Annotated in this window: 16 protein-coding genes; 13 read left to right on the top strand and 3 right to left on the bottom strand. The window is 64.9% G+C overall.

Going from position 1 to position 21,865, the window contains the following annotated elements; all coding sequences use genetic code 11:
- The first annotated feature begins 121 nt into the window (after nucleotides 1-121).
- Entirely contained in the window at nucleotides 122-1,675 is a 1,554-nt protein-coding gene (locus tag J7367_RS08630) for an alginate export family protein (RefSeq protein WP_057660922.1), read from the top strand.
- Nucleotides 1,676-2,116: 441 nt separating this feature from the next.
- Here J7367_RS08630 and J7367_RS08635 read toward each other — a convergent pair whose 3' ends face one another.
- On the bottom strand, nucleotides 2,117-3,478 hold the full coding sequence (locus J7367_RS08635; RefSeq protein WP_057660920.1) for a hypothetical protein: 1,362 nt from the start codon (nucleotides 3,476-3,478) through the stop codon (nucleotides 2,117-2,119).
- Nucleotides 3,479-3,902: 424 nt separating this feature from the next.
- Between J7367_RS08635 and J7367_RS08640 the strand changes: the two genes are divergently transcribed.
- The 3 genes from J7367_RS08640 to J7367_RS08650 all read left to right on the top strand — a co-directional run bounded on the left by J7367_RS08640 (nucleotide 3,903) and on the right by J7367_RS08650 (nucleotide 7,570).
- Entirely contained in the window at nucleotides 3,903-4,577 is a 675-nt protein-coding gene (locus J7367_RS08640) for a DUF502 domain-containing protein (protein WP_022559729.1), read from the top strand.
- Between the two features lie 4 nt (nucleotides 4,578-4,581).
- Nucleotides 4,582-5,358 (top strand): queuosine precursor transporter, encoded by a 777-nt coding sequence (locus tag J7367_RS08645; protein ID WP_007965588.1) that lies wholly within the window; start codon nucleotides 4,582-4,584, stop codon nucleotides 5,356-5,358.
- A 274-nt stretch (nucleotides 5,359-5,632) separates the two neighbouring features.
- Nucleotides 5,633-7,570 (top strand): DUF885 family protein, encoded by a 1,938-nt coding sequence (locus J7367_RS08650; protein WP_057660919.1) that lies wholly within the window; start codon nucleotides 5,633-5,635, stop codon nucleotides 7,568-7,570.
- Between the two features lie 188 nt (nucleotides 7,571-7,758).
- Here the strand turns inward: J7367_RS08650 and mmuM are convergent, their stop codons facing one another.
- The gene (mmuM, locus tag J7367_RS08655) at nucleotides 7,759-8,724 is read right to left on the bottom strand and encodes a homocysteine S-methyltransferase (RefSeq protein WP_057660917.1); all 966 of its coding nucleotides are present in this window, start codon (nucleotides 8,722-8,724) and stop codon (nucleotides 7,759-7,761) included.
- Nucleotides 8,721-10,118, bottom strand: a complete 1,398-nt coding sequence (gene mmuP / locus J7367_RS08660; RefSeq protein ID WP_057660915.1) for an S-methylmethionine permease — start codon at nucleotides 10,116-10,118, stop codon at nucleotides 8,721-8,723. Before mmuP ends, mmuM begins: the two co-directional genes overlap by 4 nt.
- Nucleotides 10,119-10,465: 347 nt before the next feature.
- On the opposite strand from mmuP, the gene J7367_RS08665 reads away from it, so the two are divergent.
- The 9 genes from J7367_RS08665 (at nucleotide 10,466) to J7367_RS08705 (ending at nucleotide 21,859) form a co-directional block, all read left to right on the top strand.
- Nucleotides 10,466-10,855, top strand: a complete 390-nt coding sequence (locus J7367_RS08665) for a VOC family protein (protein WP_022559734.1) — start codon at nucleotides 10,466-10,468, stop codon at nucleotides 10,853-10,855.
- 138 nt (nucleotides 10,856-10,993) lie between these two features.
- Nucleotides 10,994-11,887, top strand: coding sequence for an ABC transporter ATP-binding protein (locus J7367_RS08670; RefSeq protein ID WP_005924907.1), 894 nt, complete (start codon nucleotides 10,994-10,996; stop codon nucleotides 11,885-11,887).
- 12 nt (nucleotides 11,888-11,899) lie between these two features.
- On the top strand, nucleotides 11,900-15,496 hold the full coding sequence (locus J7367_RS08675) for a M1 family aminopeptidase (RefSeq protein ID WP_057660913.1): 3,597 nt from the start codon (nucleotides 11,900-11,902) through the stop codon (nucleotides 15,494-15,496).
- Nucleotides 15,497-15,727: 231 nt separating this feature from the next.
- On the top strand, nucleotides 15,728-16,177 hold the full coding sequence (locus J7367_RS08680) for a DUF2147 domain-containing protein (RefSeq protein ID WP_003485424.1): 450 nt from the start codon (nucleotides 15,728-15,730) through the stop codon (nucleotides 16,175-16,177).
- A 243-nt stretch (nucleotides 16,178-16,420) separates the two neighbouring features.
- Entirely contained in the window at nucleotides 16,421-18,505 is a 2,085-nt protein-coding gene (metG, locus tag J7367_RS08685; protein WP_057660911.1) for a methionine--tRNA ligase, read from the top strand.
- Between the two features lie 446 nt (nucleotides 18,506-18,951).
- On the top strand, nucleotides 18,952-19,542 hold the full coding sequence (locus tag J7367_RS08690) for an HAD family hydrolase (protein WP_057660909.1): 591 nt from the start codon (nucleotides 18,952-18,954) through the stop codon (nucleotides 19,540-19,542).
- A gap of 1 nt (nucleotide 19,543) precedes the next feature.
- Complete coding sequence (gene rnfB / locus J7367_RS08695; RefSeq protein WP_057660907.1) at nucleotides 19,544-19,972, top strand: Rnf electron transport complex subunit RnfB; 429 nt, start codon at nucleotides 19,544-19,546, stop codon at nucleotides 19,970-19,972.
- A 644-nt stretch (nucleotides 19,973-20,616) separates the two neighbouring features.
- Nucleotides 20,617-21,405 carry a hypothetical protein gene (locus J7367_RS08700; protein WP_057660906.1) on the top strand — a complete coding sequence of 263 codons (789 nt, stop codon included), beginning with the start codon at nucleotides 20,617-20,619 and terminating at the stop codon, nucleotides 21,403-21,405.
- An 85-nt stretch (nucleotides 21,406-21,490) separates the two neighbouring features.
- Nucleotides 21,491-21,859: a hypothetical protein gene (locus J7367_RS08705; protein WP_057660905.1), complete on the top strand. Its 369-nt coding sequence runs from the start codon at nucleotides 21,491-21,493 to the stop codon at nucleotides 21,857-21,859.
- Nucleotides 21,860-21,865 lie beyond the last annotated feature (6 nt).

Below are 21,865 nucleotides of genomic sequence, written 5' to 3' on the forward strand. Positions count from 1 at the left end.
GTTGATCAGACCTTCCTTAGAACCTTTGGGTTACTGCCTTTCTGGCACGGCTTTACTACAGTCGGTGTCCCCCCTGCCGATACCTTTCGCCTAGGGGTTTTCACTTTCGACGGGGAATACGATGCAAACGACACGCTTGGCGCAGGCGGCCATGGCTGATACTTCCTTTGGTGCCACACGGCGCTTGTGCCTTGCGATCGGGTTGGCGCTGCCGGGTCTTGGCCTGGCGCAGGTGCAGCCGGCGCCGACCAATGCCGAGCAGGCCGTTGCCGAGCCGGCGAAAGCGCCGGTCACCGCCGCTCCGGCCACCGCCAAGGGCTATCCGCTCGAAGCGCAGGGTTGGGGTGCCAAGCAAGGCGGCAACATGTGGCAGGTGCGCTGGGCCGAAGACTGGTCGTATCTGAAGGACCCGTCCAAGCGCAAGAGTCCGTTCGATCCGCTCAAGTACATCCCGCTCAACGACGACGGCGATGTATATGTGTCGCTCAGCAACGAGTTGCGCGTGCGCAGCAATACCATCACCAATCCGGGCCTGATTCCCGGCAGCCATTCGCAGCAGCAGTATCTGCTGCGCGCCTTCTTCGGTGCGGACTTCCATGTGGGCGAGCACTTCCGTCTGTACACGGAATTGGCGCATGGCAGCCTGGACGGGCGCAATGAGGGGACCAAGACCGGCACACAGGAAAACAACGCGATCCTGCAGCAGGTGTTCTTCGACGTGAAAGGCCGTATCGGCAGCGCCGACACCGGCCTGCGCGTCGGACGTCAGGTGTTCGTCGATGGCCCGACCACGCTGATGGCGCTGCGCGACAACACCGATATCTTCGTGACCTTCAACGGCGCGCGCGCCTGGGCAGTCGGCGACAGGACGCGTGTTGACCTGTTCGATTTCAATTTCAACATCGATGGCACCGAAGGCCTCGGCGATGATCGCATCGACCGCTCGCGGCACTTCCGCGGCGTGGTCGGTGGCTACCGCCTGGCGACGGCCAAGCCGATGTACCTGGAGCCGTTCTTCTATCAGTTCCGCAACGACAACCAGGTGTGGGGCCGCCAGACCGCAGAAGAAAACCGCAATTACTACGGCCTGCGCCTGTGGGGCAACGTGGGCAAGCTGCGCACCGACTCGTTCGTGACCGTGCAGCGCGGCAGCTTCGGCGGACGCGACCTGCGCGCCTACATGGCCAGTACCTCCAACGCCTGGTCGTTGAGCGAATCGGGCTGGAAGCCGCGCCTGGGCTTCCATAGCGAGATCGCTTCCGGTGGCGGCGGCACCTCCGGCACCGGCACGCTGCGCAACAACAACTTCTTGTACGGCAACACGATCTACTTCAGCTGGGCCACGTTCTTCGGCCCGGTGAACCTGGTCACTGCCGCACCGACGTTGACGTTCTCGCCGACCTCCAAGCTCACCGTGAACCTGGAGTGGGAAACGCTGTGGCGCCAGACCACCAGCGATGCGATCTACAACAACCAGGCGCGCGCCTACGCACGCACTCAGAACACCGGCGAGCGCCGCATCGGGACCATGCCGCGCATCAACGCCACCTGGAACATCGACCCGAACTGGTCGGTGACCTTCCGCGCCGAACATCTGATGGCCGGGCCGGCGTTGGAGAAGGCCGGCTACGGCGACTCGACCTTCGTGATGGGCTGGTTGAACTTCCGCTTCTGAACACAGCGGTTGGGTGCGCGATCCATCTCCAACAACAGTGGCGTCATCACATGCCGCGTCCCGCAAGGACGCGGCATGTCGTCCTTTACGTGCGGCATGCCGATGACAGCGAACAAGGCCGCATGCGTCATGCGGCCGGAGACAGCGACGCGCACAGTGCATTCACGGCCTTGAGTCGTCCTGACCTCCGGCCGCTTCAGGCAGCCACCCCACCCCTGCGCAGATGCCAGGCAGGCATGGCCGATGGTTCGCATCGGCATGGCCACGCACGGCGATTCATGCGCGCCTCCACGCTCACCTGACGACTGCTCGCCCGGCTTTGACGGCTGTCCGCCGGCGGTCGTCAGGCAGCTGCTGCCGATACAAACATTACTCATGCAAGCGTAGACCGCCTGTACCAGTCTTGCGCCCTGTGCCTGGCAGTGCAGAAGGCGTCTTGTTTCATCGAGCCGATGAGGCTGCCTGTGTGGCCGCGATCGCACTGCCTGGCACGGGCCAGCGATCATTGCCTGCCCCGCCCTCCGGTCGTGCGTACTGCCGAAGCATCAGGCTCTTGCCGTCGTTTCCTGCGCCTAGCGGGCGCACCTGTCCACGCAACGCAGGCGGTAGCGCGGCGATCCGCTGCGTCAGCGGCATTGTCTGCGCAGGATGATCGCGCAACCACTGCAGCGCAGACAGCGCGCGCAATGCAGCGGCGGTGTCCTGCATCTTGCGCTGATAGTTGGCGTAGTCCGGATGCGACACGCTTGCCAGCAAACACCCGGTTGCATTGGCGATGCAGGCCACCGATGCGGTCTGCGGCAACGGGATCAGCGTTTGCGGAACCGGCTGATCTTGTGCCAGCAAGGTCCGCACCGGCGCGCTGCAGGCCCAGGTGAAGGTGGGCGCCAGCAAGGCCTGGGTGCGCTCGTCGTCCAGCAACCGTAGCGGGAACCGGTCTTGCCAGGACGATTGGCCGCCTTGCGTCAACGCATCCTCCTGCAGCATCGAAAACACCATCCGCGATTCACCGTGCAACGCGTGACACAGCGCGATCTCATCCACCGGCAGCGGCGCAAATGCAGCGGCGCATTGCGCAGGCAAGGGATGCTGCGCCGGCAATTCGGCCAGCATGTCGGCAAACAGGTGCGCATTGCCGCGCAGCATCGCCGCGCCAATCATCGTGATCGCCAGATTGTCGCTACTGCGCATCAGGACACGGGCAACCTGCGCATCGGTGCAGACACCGGACAAGGCCTGGGTGGTGCGCCCCTGGACAAAGTCCAAGGCGCTGGCCGTCATCGACAAGGGCATGCGCGGCAGTTCGGGCAACGGCGTATCGACACGTGGACGGAACGGGCTGCGATAGTCGGCGTGTTGCGACAACGCCCGCATCCGCTCCAGCATCGGTGCCTGTGCGGCCAACGCAGCGGCATAGGCCTGCGGTTGTTCGCGCACGCGCTGCAAGCATCCGCCAGCGCTGGCCATGCACAGCGCAGGCGCGCTGGATGGCCAACCTGGCAAGCGCCGATAGCCCACAGCGGCGCTTTGAAATGCCGCATGCTCCGGCAGCCGATTGAATCGCTCCACGTCCTGGGCCAGCACTGCCTCGCGCTGCGCCTCCGGAATCGCGTACGACAGCGACCACAGCGCCCCGAACATGTTGCTCCCGCGCAACGGTGGAAGCGGCTGGCGCAGCTGCGCCAACGCCTGACGCTGCGATTCGGGAATCGGCCAATGCCTGGAGATCGCATAGAGCGCCAGCGCTGCTGCGATCAGGATGCACACACCGAGCAAGGCGGCTTTGAGAAATTTGGCGAGCACGTGCGAACGATCCGTCCCTGGGAGCTGCGCATCTTAGTGCCATCGGCACAGGCCCGCGACGGGCACTGACGTATTGCGTTCTTTTGGGCTGCAGACCATCGGCAGCGGTGCGTCTGGCAACCTGCGTGACACTGGGCAACCACACCACGCGCTGGCGATGGGCGACGGTCTCATCAGGATCCGGGCGCTGCAGACGTCGCCCCCTGCGCCTCTGCGCGCCATGCTTCCCAATGAAAGAAGGGCTGCACGGGTCGCCCGCTGCCGCTGGGCTGCGGGTACCGCCACGCCTGTGTCGATGTGGGTACCGGAATGACGGGATTGCGCCGGCTTGAGGCACGCGAAACACTTTTGCCAATCGCGAATGCCTGCTGCCAGACCCCGGCCCCAGCTCCACCGAGCGTGGCCGAATGCCTACACTATGCCGATGTCCCAATCCCCTACTCCGCACGTCCGCCCTTCCCTGCAACGGGTCTTTCTGACCGGGTTGCTCACCTTGCTACCGGTCTGGTTGACCTGGGTGGTGGTGAAGTTCGTTTTCTCGCTGCTTTCGGGCATCAGCAGCCCGTGGGTGGTGCCGTTGTCCGAACGCATCGCTGCCTCGTTCCCCGATTATCTGGGCTGGTTCAAGGCGCTGTGGGTGCAGAACACCATCGCCCTGATCGCCACGGTGGCGGTCATCCTGTTCGTCGGGATCCTGAGCCGGCGCGTGATCGGCCAGCGCTTGCTGCGCTGGTTCGAGGCCATCATGCGGCGCATTCCGCTGGCCAGCGTGGTCTACGACAGCGCGCGCAAGCTGCTGGACATTTTGCAGACCCAGCCCGGCAGCACCCAGCGCGTGGTGCTGATCGATTTCCCGCATCGCGACATGAAATCGGTGGGCCTGGTCACCCGGGTGATTAAGGAACAGGGCACCGGCCGCGAGCTGGCCGCAGTCTACGTGCCGACCACGCCCAACCCCACCTCCGGCTACCTGGAAATCGTGCCGGTGGAGCTGCTCACGCCCACCGACTGGAGCGTGGATCAGGCGATGAGCTTCATCATTTCCGGTGGCGCCGTGGCGCCCGAATCGGTTCCCTTCACCCGAACTGCGGATCGCTGACACCATGACCCATGTGCGCACCCTCGACGATCGTGCGGTACGCCTGTTCATTGCACTGGCGGCCTTCTTCTGCGTCAACGCGGCGCTGGCCGAGTTCATTGGCGTCAAGATCTTCGCGCTGGAAGACACGCTCGGCATTGCGCCACTGAACTGGAATCTGTTCGGCCAGCGCGGCTCGCTCAGCTTCACCGCCGGCACCTTGCTGTGGCCGATCGTGTTCATCATGACCGACACCATCAACGAGTTCTTCGGCAGCCGCGGGGTGCGTTTCATCTCGTGGGTGGCGGTGGCGCTGATCGGCTACGGCTTCGTGTTCGCATTCGCGGCCATCGCGCTGGCGCCGGCTGGCTGGTGGGTCACTGCGGCGCAAAACCAGGGCGTGCCCGATTACCAGGCGGCGTTTGCGGCAGTATTCGGGCAAGGGCTGTGGACCATCGGCGGCTCGCTGGTGGCATTCCTGTTCAGCCAGTTGATCGATGTGTCGGTGTTTCACCGCATCCGCCGCGTGACTGGCGAAAAACACGTGTGGCTGCGCGCCACCGGCTCCACTGCGGTCTCGCAGGTGGTGGACAGCTTCGTGGTGATCTATATCGCCTTCGTGCTCGGCCCGCAGCATTGGTCGGTCGACCAGTTTCTGGCAGTGAGCACGCTCAACTACATCTACAAGATGGGCTTTGCGGTCTTGCTGATCCCGCTGCTGTATCTGGCACGCCGCGGCATTACGGCGTACCTGGGCGCCGAGCGTGCCGAGCAGCTGCGCGAAGAAGCCGCTGCCGACTGAGCCGGGCTGCCTCCCAGCCAGGATCGTCACGCCGCAATGGGGTGCGGCGGCCACACCTTGCCGACAGTGGTCCGCATCGCGGCGCTGCGAGCCGGCCCACCGAGCTGGGACTTGCATGCAGCCTGGCTGGCCATGTCGCAGCGCACCACATCGCGCGGGCACAGCACCGCGCCCATGCGCCGCATGAATTGCCGATAGGCGGTATGCCGCCAATGGGTGGCCGTAACCGTGCGGATCGGGCAAGCTCCCCGCTCGCTTGTTTCCGGAGCCGGTAATGCCCCTCAGCTTTTCCCGCCTGCTGTCCCTGGCCATGGCCGCCCTCGTGAGCCTGTCGCTGGCGGCGCCGGCCGATGCGGCCAAGAAGAAGACCGCCAAGGCACAGACCACGCAAACGCGCGCGAAGGCGAGCAAAGGCAAGAAGACCGCCAAGCCGGCAGCCAAGAGCACCAAGGGCAAGGGCAGCAAGGCCGCCAAGGTGAGGCCACGCGCGGTTGCCGCGCCGGTGGTGCTGACCAAGGCGCAACAGCTCAACCTGCTGTACGACCAGTACTGGGACGCCTCGCTCAAGCTCAACTCGCTGCAGGCCACCTTCCAGGGTGAGAGCCGCTACAACGACCAGTTGCCGAACTTCCTGTCGCCGGCGTTCCGCCAGCAGTCGCACGATTTCACCGTGCTGTGGCTGGGCAAGGCCGAGGCGCTGGGCCCCGATGGGCTGAGCGGACAGGATCTGCTCAGTTACCAGATCTTCGTACGCGATGCGCGCAGCGCGCTGGCCGCCGAGCAGTTCCCCAGCTGGATGCTGCCGATCAACCAGTTCTACAACATCGCCAGCATCGCGGTGGTGCTGGGCTCGGGTACCGGCGCGCAGCCGTTCAAGACGGTCAAGGATTACGACAACTGGTCGCGGCGTGCGCTCGGCATTCCCGAGCTGTTCGAGCAGGCCATCGCCAACATGCGTGCGGGCATGCAGGCCAGGGTGGTGCAGCCCAAGGTGCTGATGCAGAAGGTGTTGCCGCAGCTGGATGCGATCATCGCGCGCAATGCCGAAGACAGCCTGTTCTGGGGTCCGGTGCGCAACCTGCCCGCCGACATGCCCGAGGCCGACAAGCAGCGCATCACCGCCGAGTACAAGCGCATGATCGAAGTGCGCATCATGCCGGCCTACCGCGCGTTGCGCGGCTTCATCGCCACCGAATACCTGCCCGCCTGCCGCGACAGCGATGGGCTGGCGGCATTGCCGAACGGCGCGGCGTGGTACGCCTACGATGTGCGCCAGAGCACCACCACGGACCTGACCCCCGAGCAGGTGCATCAGATCGGCCTGGATGAGGTCGCTCGCCTGCAGGGCGACATCCAGACCTTGGCCAAGCAGGTCAGATTCCGCGGCAACCTGCCCAAGTTCTACAAGTTCATGCAGACCGACCGGCGCTTCAGCTTCCGCAGCGACACCGAGTTGCTGGGCACGTACCGCAGCCTGCAGGGCCGCGTGCAGCTGGCGGTGCCGCGGCTGTTCAACACCCAGGGCATGCCGGCGTTGGAAGTGCGTGCGGTGGAACCGCAGCGTGCGCAATCGGCGGCCAGCGGCTCGTACATGCGCCCCAGCGGCAACGGCAGCACGCCGGGCATCTTCTACGTCAACACCTCGGACCTGCCGTCGCGCAAGACCTGGGAGGCCGAGAGCCTGTACCTGCACGAAGCAGTGCCCGGCCACCACTACCAGCTGGGCTTGCAGCAGCAGTTGACCGACCTGCCCAAGTTCCGCCGCCTGGGCGGCGAAACGGCCTACATCGAAGGCTGGGGTCTGTATGCCGAATCGCTTGGCCGCGAGCTAGGGCTGTATGACGACCCGTACAACTACTACGGCTATCTGCAGAACGCGTTGTGGCGCTCGATTCGCCTGGTCACCGATACCGGCCTGCACAGCAAGGGCTGGACGCGTACCCAGGCCATCGACTACATGGTGGACAACTCCGCCATGAGCCGCGCCGATGCCGAAGCAGAGGTAGACCGCTATATGGCCATTCCCGGCCAGGCACTGGCCTACAAGGTGGGCGAGATGAAGATTGCGCAATTGCGCGAGCAGGCGCAGCGCGAGCTGGGTCCGCGCTTCGATGTCCGCGCCTTCCACACCGAAGTGCTCAAGGACGGCTCGGTGCCGCTGGATATCTTGCAGGACAAGATCCAGCGCTGGATCGCCACACAGAAGGGGTGAAGCGCGCGGCTGCGATGATTGGACGCTGCTGACCCGTCACTGCGGGTTGGCCTTGGGATTGCCTCAGGTTGAGGCTTGGAGTGCTTGGCAAAGCCCGGCTTCGCCTCGCCCTTGGCATGCTGCGGTGGCAATCCCAACGATGCCGGCCGCGTGTGACACGCGGGGCGAGTGCGCGTTCGTAAGCCGGGTCACTCCGCCGCACGCGCCGCCGCCAGCGCGGCGATATCGCGCGGTGCGGTGCGGCAGCAGCCACCGATCAAGCGCGCGCCAGCCGCCAGCCAGTGCGCATGCTGGTCGGCCAGCGTGAGCGCAGCCCCGCGGCCGGCATGCCAGCGCTTGTCGCTGGCGTCGTAGTGCTCGCCCGAGTTCGGGTACACCACCAGCGGCAGCGCGGTCAGCGCCGACAGGCTATGCAATGCAGCGGTCGCCTGATCCAGCGCAATGCAGTTGACGCCCACCGCGATCACCTGCGCGCAGGCGTCCAGCGCCGGCACCACCTGCGCCAGCGGCGTGCCGTCGCTCAGATGCGCCGCATCGCGCAAGGTGAAGGAAAACCAGGCATGCAGCTGTGGAAAATCGTGTTGCAGCAACTGCCGCAGGGCCACGATTTCGCTGGCCGATGGCAGCGTCTCGCAGGCCAGCAGATCCACGCCAGCCTCAGCCAGCGCCGCGATGCGCGGACGATGAAAGTCCATCAACTGCTCGATCGGCAGCACGTAGTCGCCACGATATTCCGAGCCATCGGCCAGATACGCGCCATACGGTCCCACCGAGCCTGCCACCCACAAAGGCGCGGCATGCGGGTGCAGCGTCAGATGATCGGCACGCGCCTGCACCGCCAGCGCTACGCTGCGAGCGATCAACGCCTGCGCTTGCGCAACATCCAACCCGCGCGCGGCAAATCCCAGCGGCGTGGCCTGGTAACTGGCGGTGATCGCGCATTGCGCACCGGCGGCGAAGTAATCGCGATGCACCTGATAGATCAGCTCCGGCTGCTCCATCAGCACGCGCGCCGACCACAGCGCATCGTTGAGATCGCAGCCGCGCTGCTCCAGCTCGGTGGCCAGCGCGCCATCCAGCACCACATACCCGTCGTGTTGCAGGGCCTGGCTGAAAGGCGCATTGGGGCGCGGTTGGCGCGGAAGAATCGTCATGCGTGCAGTCTCCGGGCCGCAAGCCATTGGGTAAGTGCGTAGGCGCCATAGCACAGCGCGACGAACGGAATACCGCACCACAACGCAATGCGCTGCTGCGGATCCAATGCCAAGCCAATGCAGGCGAGCAGACACAGCGAAAAGCCCAGAATCGGTGTCCACGGGTACCACGGCGCGCGATACGCCAGCGTTTCCAGCGCAGCGCCATCGCGCAGCCACTGGCGACGGAAGCGGTAATGCGCGGCGCAAATGCTCAGCCACACCACCACGACGGCGAAGCCCGAGACGGCCGAGATCGCAACGAACACCGTTTCGGGCGCATACACGCCGGTGAGCAGCGCCAGCAAGCCGCCCAGCATGCTCAGCGATACGGCACGCAGCGGAATGCCGCGGCCGGTCAAGCGCGCCAGGCCGCCCGGCAACGTGCCTTCATTGGCCAACGACCACAGCATGCGCGCGGCCGCATACAGGCCGGAATTGGCCGCCGACAGGATCGCGGTGAGGATCACCGCATTCAAGATGTCGGCTGCATATGGAATGCCCAGCAGCGCGAAGGCGCGCACGAACGGGCTGGTTTCCACGGCCGCTTGGCTGGCAGGCAGCAGCGCCGCCAGCACCAGCACCGTGCCGACGAACAGCACCACCAGCCGCGCCAGCGTTGTGCGGATTGCCAGCGGAATCGCGCGTGCAGGCTGGGCGGTTTCGCCGGCCGCCACACCGATCAACTCGGTGCCGGAAAATGCGAAATTCACTGCCACCATCGTCATCAAGATCGGGAGCGTACCGTGCGCGAACCAGCCGTCGGCGCGCAGATGGCGCAGCCCGGGTGCGGGCGAACCATCGGCCAGTGGCAACAGACCGATCACCGCCGCGCCACCAAGCACGATGAACACCAGGATGGTGATCCCCTTGATCAACGAAAACCAGAACTCGCCTTCGGCAAACCAGCGCGCCGATACTGCATTCAGGCCGAAGATCAGCGCGCAGAACAGCAGACACCACGGCCACGCCGGGCTGTGTGGAAACCAGTACTGCATGCAGAACGCTGCGGCCGTCAGGCTCGAACCCAATGCCACCGTCCAGGTCAACCAGTACAACCACGCCACCACATAGCCGGTCGCCGGGCCGAGGTAGCGCGCGGCATACACATGAAACGCACCGGTTTGCGGCATCGCCACCGCCAGCTCGCCCAGGCATTGCATCACCAGGTACACCACCAGTGCACCGATCAGGTACGCCAGTACCGTGCCCAGCGCGCCGGTGCTGGCAATGATGTAGCCGGTGTTGAAGAACAGGCCGGTGCCGATCACGCCGCCCAGCGACAGCATCACCAGATGGCGCACCTGCATGCTGCGCTGGAACTGCGGTGCGGTGGCGGACGACGGCTCGGGCATGGGGGCATCTGATCGGGGGACTCCATCCTGCCACGCGCACGCAGACGGGCAAAGCCGCGCGCAGTCGAGTTGTGATGCAAGACCGCTCACTGGTGCGCGGGTATGCTGCTGATCGGTCTCTGCTCGCCCCTTCCCATGCCCCATCACCGCCTTCCGGATTTGCACACATCCGCGCGCCGCCTCGCCACCGCGGCCCTGCCTACGCGCAGGCCCAATCCAAACGGTGCCTCCCGCGCAAGCGATGCCGAGCTTGCTGCGCGTTCGATTGCCAGTGCGCCCACGCGCTGCGCATGCTCGAACACGGCGAGAGTGATCGCATTGCCTGAAACACTGCGGTGGAGCGCCGCATGATGCTCGCCGGAATTCACCACGTGGCAATCATCGCTGGCGACTACGCGGCATCCAAACGGTTCTATTGCGAAATTCTGGGCCTGCGTGTGCTCGATGAGCATTACCGACAGGCGCGCGATTCGTGGAAGCTGGATCTGGCGCTGCCCGATGGCGGACAGATCGAGCTGTTCTCGTTCCCCAACGCACCGCTGCGGCCCAGCCGCCCCGAAGCGCGCGGCTTGCGCCACCTTGCCTTTCGCGTCGACGATCTGGATGCGGCGGTCGCGCATCTCAACGCACACGGCGTGGCGACCGAAGACATCCGCATCGACGAATACACCGGACGCCGCTTCACCTTCTTCGCCGACCCGGACGAGCTGCCGCTGGAGTTGTACGAGGTCGGTTAGAACCGGCAGACCTCGCAGCCGGTTGCGCGGTGCGGTCGCATCCACCGCGTCTGTGCGTCGATGTGACATGACTTCCGGCGCATGCGGCCATGCGGCAACGCCCTGAAGATCTTCACAACCCAGGGCACAGGACCGTCCATGTTGCAGATCCGCGCGTTGTCCAAGACCTACGCCAATGGCGTGCATGCGCTGCAAGGCGTCTCGCTCGACATTCCCCGCGGCATGTTCGGATTGCTTGGCCCCAACGGTGCCGGCAAGTCCTCGCTGATGCGCACGCTGGCAACCTTGCAGGAGCCGGACTCGGGCAGCGTGACGCTGACCGCTGCCGACGGCAGCAGCATCGACGTGCTCAAGGACAAGGACCTGTTGCGGCGCCGGTTGGGCTATCTGCCGCAGGATTTCGGCGTGTACCCGAAGGTCAGCGCGCTCGACCTGCTCGATCATTTCGCCGTGCTCAAGGGGCTCACCAACCGGGCACAGCGCAAGGAAGTGGTGGAACGCCTGCTGCAGCAGGTCAATCTCTGGGACGCGCGCAAGCGCAAGCTCGGCACCTATTCCGGCGGTATGCGCCAGCGTTTCGGCATTGCGCAGGCGCTGCTGGGCAACCCGCAGCTGGTCATCGTCGACGAGCCGACCGCCGGGCTGGATCCGGAGGAACGCAACCGTTTCCTCAATCTGCTGGCCGAAATCGGCGAGAACGTGGTGGTGATCCTGTCCACCCACATCGTCGAAGACGTCACCGACCTGTGCCCGACGATGGCCATCATGAACAAGGGACAGGTATTGCTGACCGGACGGCCGGCCGATGCCATCGACATGCTCAGCCAGCAGGTCTGGCGCAAGCAGGTCAGCAAGAGCACCCTGCCCGACTACGAAGCGCGCTTCACCGTGCTGTCCACACGCCTGATCGCCGGCCATCCGGTGATCCACGTGTTCAGTGCGGACTGCCCGGAACCGGGTTTCGAACAAGTCGCTCCCGATCTTGAGGATGTCTATTTCCAGCGCCTGCGCAAGCAGGCGTTGGCTGCCTGACGGAGCACGGCCATGATCCTGGCGTTCCTGCGCTTCGAGCTGCGCGAACAACTGCGCTCGCCGTTTTTGTGGTTGTTGGCCGCGCTGTATGCGTTACTGGCCTTCGCCGCGCTGTCCAGCGATGCCGTGCAGATCGGCGGCGGTATCGGCAATGTATTGCGCAATGCGCCAACCGTGATTGCCAGCGTGCTGGCGATTTTTACCTTGCTCGGCCTACTGGTGGCTGCGCTGTTTGTCAGCAATGCCTTGCTGCGCGATTTCGAGTTGGGCTTCGCAGAGCTGGTGTTTTCCACACCGGTGCGCCGCCGCGATTACCTGGCAGGCCGCATCGCCGCAGCGTTGATTGCCGGCACGGTGATGTATCTGGTGATCGCGCTGGGCATGTTTGTGGCGCAGTTCATGCCATGGATCGACCAGGCGAGGCTCGGGCCGGTCGCGCTGCTGCCGTACCTGTGGTCGCTGCTGGTGCTGGTGCTGCCCAACCTGCTGTTCACCACCGCGCTGCTGTCGGTGCTTGCGGTGACCACGCGTAGCATTCTGTGGGTCTACATCGGCGTCATCGTGTTTTTCGTGCTGTATGGCGTGAGCCGGGCGCTGCTATCGGACCTGGACAACGTTTGGGTTGCGACCCTGTCCGATCCACTCGGCATCCGCGCACTGTCGCAAACGCTGCGCTACTGGTCGGCGGAACAACGCAACCTGCAGCTTCCCCCATTGACGGGTTACCTGCTCGCCAATCGCGCCCTGTGGCTGGGCATGAGCGGCGTGTTGTTCGCCGCGACCTTTGCACTTTTCCGCACCGAACGCAGCGGCACGCGTCGTCGTCGCGGCGCGGTGCCTGCCGCATCCTCCAGCGCGCAGGCAGCCGGAGTGCGCGTCAACACCACCCGCCTCAGCGTGACGCCCGTCTTCGCGGCCAGCACCGCCTTTCGGCAACTGCTGCGCCAGATCCGTTTCGATACGCTCGGCGTGCTGCGTAGCGCACCCTTCGTGGTGCTGCTGGTGCTGGGCCTGGCCAACTTCATCCCCACCGCATTGTTCAATGCACGCATGTACGGCACCGCCGTGCTGCCGGTCACCTCATTGATGCTGCAAGCGCTGCAGAACAGCTACAGCTTTCTGCTGATCATCGTGGTGCTGTTCTATGCCGGCGAACTGGTATGGAAAGAACGCAGCAACCGCATCGACGGCATCACCGATGCCATGCCGGTGCCGGACTGGGTTCCCCTGCTCGGCAAGTTCGTCGCCTTGCTGGCCGTGATCGCCAGCTTCCAGCTCGCCGGTGCGTTGACCTCGATCGCGCTGCAACTTGGCCGTGGCTACACCACGATCGAGCCGCTGCTGTATCTGAAGACCCTGGCGCTTGGGTCGGTGCTGTATGTGCTGATGGGCGGTATGGCACTGGTGCTGCAGTTATTGAGCAACAACAAGTTCGTCGGCTATGCAATGCTGATGCTGGTGTTGATCGGGCAATCGGTGTTGTCGATGCTGGACTACACGCAGAACCTGTACAACTTCGGAAGCTGGCCCAACGCACCGTATTCGGACATGAACGGCTTCGGCCACTTCCTGCCCGGGCAGCTGTGGTTCCAGGGCTATTGGGGCGTGTTCCTGCTGGCCTTGTTGCTGCTGTCCTCGGCGTTCTGGCCGCGTGGGGTCGGCCATGGACTGCGCCAGCGGCTGCGCCTGGCATCGCAGCGTCTGCGCAGCCCCACCGGCGCGGCATTGGCGGTGAGCCTGCTTGGCTTTGCGGCGATCGGTGGTTGGCTGTACTGGAACACCAACGTCTACAACAGTTTCCTGTCGCCGGAGCAGCAGTTGGACCTGCAGGCACGCTACGAGCGCGATTACCGCAAGTACAAGGACCTGCCGCAGCCGCGCATCATTGCCGTGGACAATCATGTCGATCTGCACCCGGAAACGCAGTCGGTCGTGATCGATGCCACCTGGACCGTGCGTAATTCCCATAGCGCGCCGATCAACGAGGTGCATATCGGCATGCAGGGGCGCACGGGCGACCGTAGCCTGGTGAACGTCGACCTGGGCGGGCAGACGTTGATCACCCACGACATTCCGGCCGGCTACCGCATCTATCGCCTGCAGCGCCCACTGCAACCTGGCGAAGAGCGCGTGTTCCGCTTCCGCGTGGACCAGCACCCGCATGGCATCATCGCCGGGCAGGCACAGACCGATCTGGTCGCCAACGGCAGCTTCTTCAACAGTCAGGCACTGCCCTGGTTCGGCTACAACACCCAGACCGAGATCACCGACCGCAACGACCGCCGCAAGCGTGGCCTGGGCGAACCGACGCGCATGCCCAAACTGGAAGACCAGGCCGCACGCGCCAACACCTACGTCAGCGACGATGCCGACTGGCTCAGCTTCGCCAGCACCATCTGCACCGCACCGGACCAGATTGCACTGGCACCGGGCTATCTGCAGAAGGAATTCCGGCAGGCTGGCAGGCGTTGCTTCCGCTACGTGATGGATCGCCCGATGCTCAACTTCTATGCGTACCTGTCGGCGCGCTGGCAGGCGCGCAAGGGCTATTACAAAAACGTTCCGATCGAGATCTATTACGATCCCAAGCACCCGTACAACGTGCAACGCATGATCGAAGGCGTGCAGAAATCGTTGACCTATTACGAAGCCAATTTCACCCCATACCAGCATCATCAGGTGCGCATCATCGAGTTCCCGGGCTATGCGGGGTTTGCGCAGTCGTTTGCCAACACCATCCCCTACTCCGAATCGATCGGGTTCATCGCCGACCTGCGCGACAAGGACGACATCGACTACGTGTTCTACGTCACCGCGCATGAAGTGGCGCATCAGTGGTGGGCGCATCAGGTGATCGGTGCGAATGTGCAAGGCGCCACGATGTTGTCCGAATCGCTGGCGCAGTACTCGGCGCTGATGGTGATGGAGCGCGAATACGGGCGCACGCACATGCGCCGCTTCCTTAAATACGAACTGGACCGCTACCTGGAAGGGCGCGGCGGCGAAACGATCGATGAGCTGCCGCTGTACCGGGTGGAGAACCAGCAGTACATCCATTACCGCAAGGGGTCGCTGGCGTTCTATCGCCTGCGTGAGGAGATCGGCGAACAGGCGCTCAATCGCGCGTTGCAGCGCTTCCTGCAGGCCAAGGCGTTTCAGCAACCGCCCTATACCACCTCGGCCGAACTGCTACAGGCCATTCGTGCCGAAGCAGGCCCCGATCAGCAAGCAATGATCACCGACCTGTTCGAAAGGATCACGTTTTACGACAACCGTGTGGTGAGCGCTCAGGCCCGCAAGCGCCCGGATGGACGCTTCGATGTGACCGTGCAGGCGCAGGCGGCCAAGCTGCAGGCCGATGGGCGCGGCAAGGAACATGCAGTGCCGATGGACGACTGGATCGAGGTCGGGATCTATGGCCAGCCCGCCGACAAGAACGCACCTGCGCCGGTGCTGGCGCTACAGCGGCGGCACGTCACCAGCGCCACGCCCAGCTTCACGCTGACGGTGGACGCCCTGCCCGTCGAAGCCGGCTTCGACCCCGACAACAAGCTGATTGACCGGGTGCCGGACGACAATCGGAAGCGGATCAGCCTGGCGGCCAACTGATCGGCGATCACTGAAGCAGCAGGCGCAGGACAGGGCACGGCATGCGCTGCTCCCGCGCGTCTGCTGTGGCGCGCGATCAGCGCAAGGTCAGTCACCGGCCTGGGCCACGGCGATGCCCGCAGCGCACGCATGAACGCATCCCGCAGTGCATCTTTCCGCAACCATACTCCACGGGATACATTCGCGTTCAGGCCGCCGACGGTGGCCCAAGCAAACCCTGGGAGGGGAACCATGCGCAAGACCTTCAAGACCCTGTTGCTCGCCCTGCCGCTGGCGGCCGCTTCGCTGATGGCCCATGCGGCCGATTCGCCGGTAGGCCGCTGGACGACCATCGACGATGAAACCGGCAAGCCCAAATCGGTGGTGCAGATCGAGCAGGCCGCCAATGGCACGCTGAGCGGAAAGGTGGTCGAGATCCTGCAGTCGTCCAAGGGGCCCAACCCGGTCTGCGACAAGTGCGATGGCGCGCTCAAGGGCAAGCCGATCAAGGGCATGACCATCCTGTGGGGCCTCAAGCCCGACGGCACCGCGGTGTGGAGCGGTGGCTCGGTACTCGACCCGGCCAAGGGCAAGACCTACAAGTCCAAGATCACCCTCACCGACGGCGGCAAGAAGCTGCAGATGCGCGGCTATGTCGGTATCGAAGCGCTGGGCCGGACCCAGACGTGGGTGCGTGAGTAATCGATTCGGGATTCGGGATTCGGGATTGGTGATTGCAAAAGCGGGCGTCCTTCGGGGCGCCTTTTTTTGCGCGCAGGCGCATGTTGGGGCTTGTCCTATGAGCGGGATCATTGCTTCCGCTGCTGCAGAGATGGCTAAGGCCGCGCGGCTCGACAGGCAGGCGGCCTGATCCTGCCTTGAGCAATCCCCAATCCCGGCTCACGACTAGTGCGATAATCGCGTGTCCCCCGCATTACGCCTGCCATGACCCGCACCGCACTCGTCACTACCGCCCTGCCGTATGCCAACGGCCCGCTGCATCTTGGCCACTTGGTCGGCTACATCCAGGCCGATATCTGGGTGCGCGCACGCCGGTTGCGCGGCGACAAGACCTGGTTCGTCTGTGCCGACGACACCCATGGCACGCCGATCATGCTGGCTGCCGAGAAGGCCGGGGTGACCCCGGAAGCCTTCATCGCCAACGTCCAGGCCAGCCACGAGCGCGATTTCGCGGCGTTCGGAGTGACCTTCGACCACTACGATTCGACCAATTCGCCGGTCAATCGCGAGCTCACCGAAGCCTTCTACGCCAAGCTCGATGCTGCCGGCCACATCAGCCGGCGCTCGGTGGCGCAGTTCTACGATACGGCCAAGGGCATGTTCCTGCCGGACCGCTACATCAAGGGCATCTGTCCCAACTGCGGCAGCGCCGACCAGTACGGCGACAACTGCGAAGTGTGCGGCGCCACCTATGCGCCGACCGAGCTGAAGGAACCGAAGTCGGTGATTTCAGGCGCCACCCCGGAACTGCGCGATTCGGAGCATTTCTTCTTCGAAGTGGGCCATTTCGACGGCTTCCTGCGGCAGTGGCTTGCCGGCGATGTGGCGCTGCCCGGGGTCAAGGCCAAGCTCAAGGAATGGCTGGACGCCGAAGGCGGCCTGCGCGCCTGGGACATCTCGCGCGATGCGCCGTATTTCGGCTTCCAGATTCCCGGCCAGCCGGGCAAGTATTTCTACGTGTGGCTGGACGCGCCGATCGGCTACCTGTGTAGCTTCAAGACGCTGTGCGCGCAGATGGGCGAAGACTTCGATGCGCATCTGGTGGCCGGCACCCAGACCGAGCTGCATCACTTCATCGGCAAGGACATCGTCAATTTCCACGGCCTGTTCTGGCCGGCGGTGCTGCACGGCACCGGCCACCGCGCGCCGACCCGGCTGCACGTCAACGGCTACCTGACCGTGGACGGCGCCAAGATGTCCAAGTCGCGCGGCACCTTCGTGATGGCGCGGACCTTCCTGGATGTCGGCCTGGAACCGGAAGCGCTGCGTTACTACTTCGCGGCCAAGTCCTCCGGCGGCGTGGACGACCTTGACCTCAACCTGGGCGATTTCATCGCACGGGTGAATGCGGACCTGGTCGGCAAGTTCGTCAACCTGGCCAGCCGCTGCGCCGGCTTCATCGGCAAGCGCTTCGACGGCAAGCTGGCCGACGCACTACCCGATGCCGCCCAGTACGACCGCTTCGTCGCCGCCCTGGCACCGATCCGCGAGGCCTACGAACGCAACGATGCCGCCAGCGCGATCCGCCAGACCATGGCACTGGCCGACGAGGCCAATAAATACATCGACGACACCAAACCGTGGGTGATCGCCAAGCAGGATGGCGCCGATGCGCAGCTGCAGTCGGTCTGCACGCAGGGCCTGAACCTGTTCCGCATCCTGGTGGCCGCGCTCAAGCCGATCCTGCCGCGCACCTGCGCCGAAGCCGAGGCCTTCCTGTCGGCGCCGATGACCAGTTGGGAAGACGTGATCGGCCCGCTGACAGCGCACACGATCCAGCCCTACACCGCCCTGTTTACCCGTATCGACCCCAAACTGATCGACGCCATGACCGACGCTTCCAAGGACACCCTCGCCGCACCCGCAGCACCAGCCACCACCACCAAGCCCGCACCGAGCAAGGCTGACCCAAAGCCTGCCGCCGTTGCGAATCCCGAATCCCAAACCACCAATCCCGGCCTCATCGGTATCGACGATTTCGCCAAGCTCGACCTACGCATCGGCAAGGTGCTGGTGTGCGAATTCGTGGAAGGCTCGGACAAGTTGCTGCGTTTCGAACTGGACGCCGGCGAACTGGGCACGCGGCAGATCTTCTCCGGCATTCGCGCCAGCTACGGCGAACCGGAAACGCTGGTCGGCCGCAGCGTGGTGTTCATTGCCAACCTGGCCCCGCGCAAGATGCGCTTTGGCATCAGCGAAGGCATGATCTTGTCGGCTGGCTTCGACGGCGGCGCCCTGGCGCTGCTGGACGCCGACAGCGGCGCACAGCCGGGCATGCCGGTCAGGTGACGGGATTCGGGATTCGGGATTCGTAAAAGCGGAGTCCGTTCGGTCTGCAAGGTCTGCTGATTGCGAGCTTGAGAAATCGCCGCACCCGACATCCACACACCGATTTAAGCTTGAGAGGCTGACAAAACGTGCTGGAAACACGACGTAATGAGGGATGTGCGAACAGCGCACTCTAAAGCCCCTCTCCTGCCGGGGCGAGAAGGCACGGATTGCGCGCCACTGGCGCGCATGCCTTGGAGCGCCCGCGCTGCTAGCGCGGGCCGGGGCGCGGAGCGGGGTTGGGATGGGGGTACGGGGCCAAGCCCTGGTACCGTTCCAGCTACATGTGCCTTCGCGCGTACCCTCGTCCGCCCCTGCGGGACACCTTCTCCCAACGGGAGAAGGCAAGCTCCAAAAAACCAGGCTTCTCACCAATCCCCACTCCCGACTCCCCAATCCCAGCCTCCATGCACCTGGCCCTGTTCGACTTCGACCACACCATCACCACTTGCGACAGCTATGGCCGTTTCCTGCGCAAGGTGGCAACGCCGGCGCAGATTGCGGCGGCGAGATGGCAGGCGGGGCCATGGGTGTTGGGATTCCGGATGGGCGTGGTGTCTGCAGCGGCACTGCGCGCGCGGGTGACGCGACTGGTCTTTAGCGGCCGCTCGCTCGAAGAGATGGACGCGCATGGCGCCGAGTACGCACGCGCCGCGCTGCCGGGCATGCTGCGCGGGGAGATGATGCAACGCATCGACTGGCATCAGGCGCAGGGACATGAAGTAGTGCTGGTGTCGGCATCGCTGGATCTGTATCTGCAACCGTGGTGCACCCAGCATGGGTTGTCGCTGATCTGCAATCGGCTGGAACACACTGCAGGTGTCTTGAGCGGGCGCTACGCCGACGGCGATTGCGGGCCGCACAAGGTCGCGCGGATTCGCAGTCAATACGAGCTGCATCGGTACGACTGCGTGCACGCCTATGGCGACAGCCGGGAAGACAAACCGATGCTCGCGCTTGCGCAACAACGCTGGTATCGCGGCAATCTGCTGCATTGAGATGACCGCGATGCCTGCCCCTGCACCCGATCTGGTCGAACGCCTCGACCGTCTGCTGCCGCAGACCCAATGCGGGCAATGCGGGTATGACGGCTGTCGTCCGTATGCGCAGGCGATGGCAGATGGCCAGGCGACGATCGATCACTGCCCGCCCGGCGGCGATGCCGGGGCACGTGCCTTGGCGCAGGTGCTGGGCGTGCCGCCACGTCCCTACGATCGCAGTCGCGGCGTACACAAGCTGCCGCAGGTGGCCTGGATCGTGGAAGCCGATTGCATCGGCTGCACCAAGTGCATCCAGGCCTGCCCCGTGGATGCCATCGTTGGCGGCGCCAAGCACATGCACACGGTGGTCGCGCCGTTGTGCACGGGTTGCGAACTGTGTCTGCCGGCCTGCCCGGTGGATTGCATCGAGTTGCATCCAACCGCCTGAGCGCAGCGCTTGGCGCGATGCCGCGTCCAGCCGATGCCTGTGGTCATGGGTTGGCATGCATTCCATGCATGGTCACCTGCTGCGCAAGGCAGATTCGAGCAAGCGCGACATGCAGGCGATGCCACTGATCGATCAGTGGTCTGCCGCATCCAGGTCGAAAGGCCAGCACCAAGAGCATCGACACCGCCGCAGGCGGGTTGGCATTCGTGCAACCATCCGGGTGCCAACGGCGCTTGGCTGCGCGCCGTCGGCATGCGCACGAAACCTGCGCCCCGACATGCCGATGCCCCATACTGCGGACCGTTGGCAGCCATCGCTCGCGAGCCACGCAGCCCAAGCAGGCCAGGTGATCGCGCTGCGCATGCGCCCACCGTTCGAAACGTTGCACCATGCGCGCTCGCCCTGGCATGTGGCACCGGTTGTTGTCACTCTCGTTCGCGCATTGCGGCAAGCCCACTCGTCACGGCACACCACCATGCCGCCGCCAGCACCGTCAGCGCCATCAACGCCGCCACCAACCACTTCCAGGCTAGCCGCGCCAGGCGCCCACAACCACCTCGCCGTCAGGAACGTCCTGACGCAGCTGGCGCATCCGTGCTGCGGCCGCGCCCGTATTGCTAGGCACTCCCATCGAGGATCTGCCGATGCGTCCACTTGCCGCCACCCTCGCCGCGCTCACCGTCCGTTGCCGGCCGATTCCGCCGCTGTTGCTGCTGGTGCTGGCCAGCGTGCCGCTCGGCGCAGCCGCGGTGACGCGGGTGGATGGCGATGCGTTCGATGGCGACAGCGGCGCGTTGCGGTATCGCGAGTCGCACTGGTTGCTCGACGGCGGCGGGCGGCTGGTGCTGTACCGCTGCCCGGACGGGCGAGCGTTCGCGCGCAAGCAGGTCGATGGCGGCGGCAGCTCGCCCGATTTCAGCCTGATCGATGGACGCGACGGGTATCGCGAAGGCGTGCGCCAACGCAATGGCGCACGCGAAATGTATCAGCTCGCCCCAGGCAAACCCGAACGCCGCACCGCGCTGCCGCCTGGCGGCGGCGCGCGGGTGATCGATGCCGGGTTCGACGCCTACCTGCGCGAGCAGTGGGACGCCATTGCACGTGCGCCGCAAAAGGTGGACTTCGTCTTGCCCAGCCTGCAGCGGCGGTTGGGCTTCCGGGTCGAACGCCTGGGCGATGCTGCCGGCCAGCGGCGCTTCCGCATCAGTCTGGATGCCTGGTACGGCGCGGCGGTGCCATCGCTGGAGGTGCGTTATTCGCTCGCCGACAAGCGGCTGCTCGAGTTCCGCGGGGTCGGCAATCTGCGCGATGCGAACGGCCGTTATCCGCGCGTGCGCATCGTCTTTCCGGACACCCCAGCGCGCGCGGCCAGTGCCGAGGAATTACGTCAGGCGCGCGAGCAGCCGCTGGCCACCTCGTGCAGCGCCCCGTGAACCACGCCCGCGCCATCTTCACGTCCGACCACGCGCGCTTGCGTACAACGGCCCGGGCCCCCATTCCCCGTACAGGAGCAGCGTCGTGGCAAAAGCCTATCTCTGGATCAATGCAGTGCTCTATTTCGTCCTGGCGGTGTGGTGCACGCTCTCTCCAGCCAAGACCGCAACGGCCGTGGGCTATACCCAGCTCTCGCCGGCCGGGCAGTCGGAGTATCTGGTCATCTACGGCGGGCTGCAGCTGGGCATGGCGTTCCTGTTCGGCTACTTCGCGTGGATCGACCAAGCCCGCACCGGCCTGGTGGTCGCCCTGGCGTTCTATGCCCCCATCGTGCTGTTCCGCAGCGTCTCGCTCTCGCGCTTGTGGCCGGTCTCTACGCCCACTGTTGCGCTTGCCGGGGTGGAGATCTTGTTGTTGCTTGCCGCGGTGCTGCTGTGGTTCCAGCGTAAGTGAAAGACA

This window comes from Xanthomonas sp. D-36-1 (assembly GCF_017746155.1).
Lineage (GTDB): Bacteria > Pseudomonadota > Gammaproteobacteria > Xanthomonadales > Xanthomonadaceae > Xanthomonas > Xanthomonas cissicola.

Bases quoted from the DNA above. Each gene is read 5' to 3' on its own strand.
- J7367_RS08630 (WP_057660922.1), top strand. From the start codon at position 122: ATGCAAACGACACGCTTGGCGCAGGCGGCCATGGCTGATACTTCCTTT.
- J7367_RS08640 (WP_022559729.1), top strand. From the start codon at position 3,903: ATGTCCCAATCCCCTACTCCGCACGTCCGCCCTTCCCTGCAACGGGTC.
- J7367_RS08645 (WP_007965588.1), top strand. From the start codon at position 4,582: ATGACCCATGTGCGCACCCTCGACGATCGTGCGGTACGCCTGTTCATT.
- J7367_RS08650 (WP_057660919.1), top strand. From the start codon at position 5,633: ATGCCCCTCAGCTTTTCCCGCCTGCTGTCCCTGGCCATGGCCGCCCTC.
- mmuM (WP_057660917.1), bottom strand. From the start codon at position 8,724: ATGACGATTCTTCCGCGCCAACCGCGCCCCAATGCGCCTTTCAGCCAG.
- mmuP (WP_057660915.1), bottom strand. From the start codon at position 10,118: ATGCCCGAGCCGTCGTCCGCCACCGCACCGCAGTTCCAGCGCAGCATG.
- J7367_RS08665 (WP_022559734.1), top strand. From the start codon at position 10,466: ATGATGCTCGCCGGAATTCACCACGTGGCAATCATCGCTGGCGACTAC.
- J7367_RS08670 (WP_005924907.1), top strand. From the start codon at position 10,994: ATGTTGCAGATCCGCGCGTTGTCCAAGACCTACGCCAATGGCGTGCAT.
- J7367_RS08675 (WP_057660913.1), top strand. From the start codon at position 11,900: ATGATCCTGGCGTTCCTGCGCTTCGAGCTGCGCGAACAACTGCGCTCG.
- J7367_RS08680 (WP_003485424.1), top strand. From the start codon at position 15,728: ATGCGCAAGACCTTCAAGACCCTGTTGCTCGCCCTGCCGCTGGCGGCC.
- metG (WP_057660911.1), top strand. From the start codon at position 16,421: ATGACCCGCACCGCACTCGTCACTACCGCCCTGCCGTATGCCAACGGC.
- J7367_RS08690 (WP_057660909.1), top strand. From the start codon at position 18,952: ATGCACCTGGCCCTGTTCGACTTCGACCACACCATCACCACTTGCGAC.
- rnfB (WP_057660907.1), top strand. From the start codon at position 19,544: ATGACCGCGATGCCTGCCCCTGCACCCGATCTGGTCGAACGCCTCGAC.
- J7367_RS08700 (WP_057660906.1), top strand. From the start codon at position 20,617: ATGCGTCCACTTGCCGCCACCCTCGCCGCGCTCACCGTCCGTTGCCGG.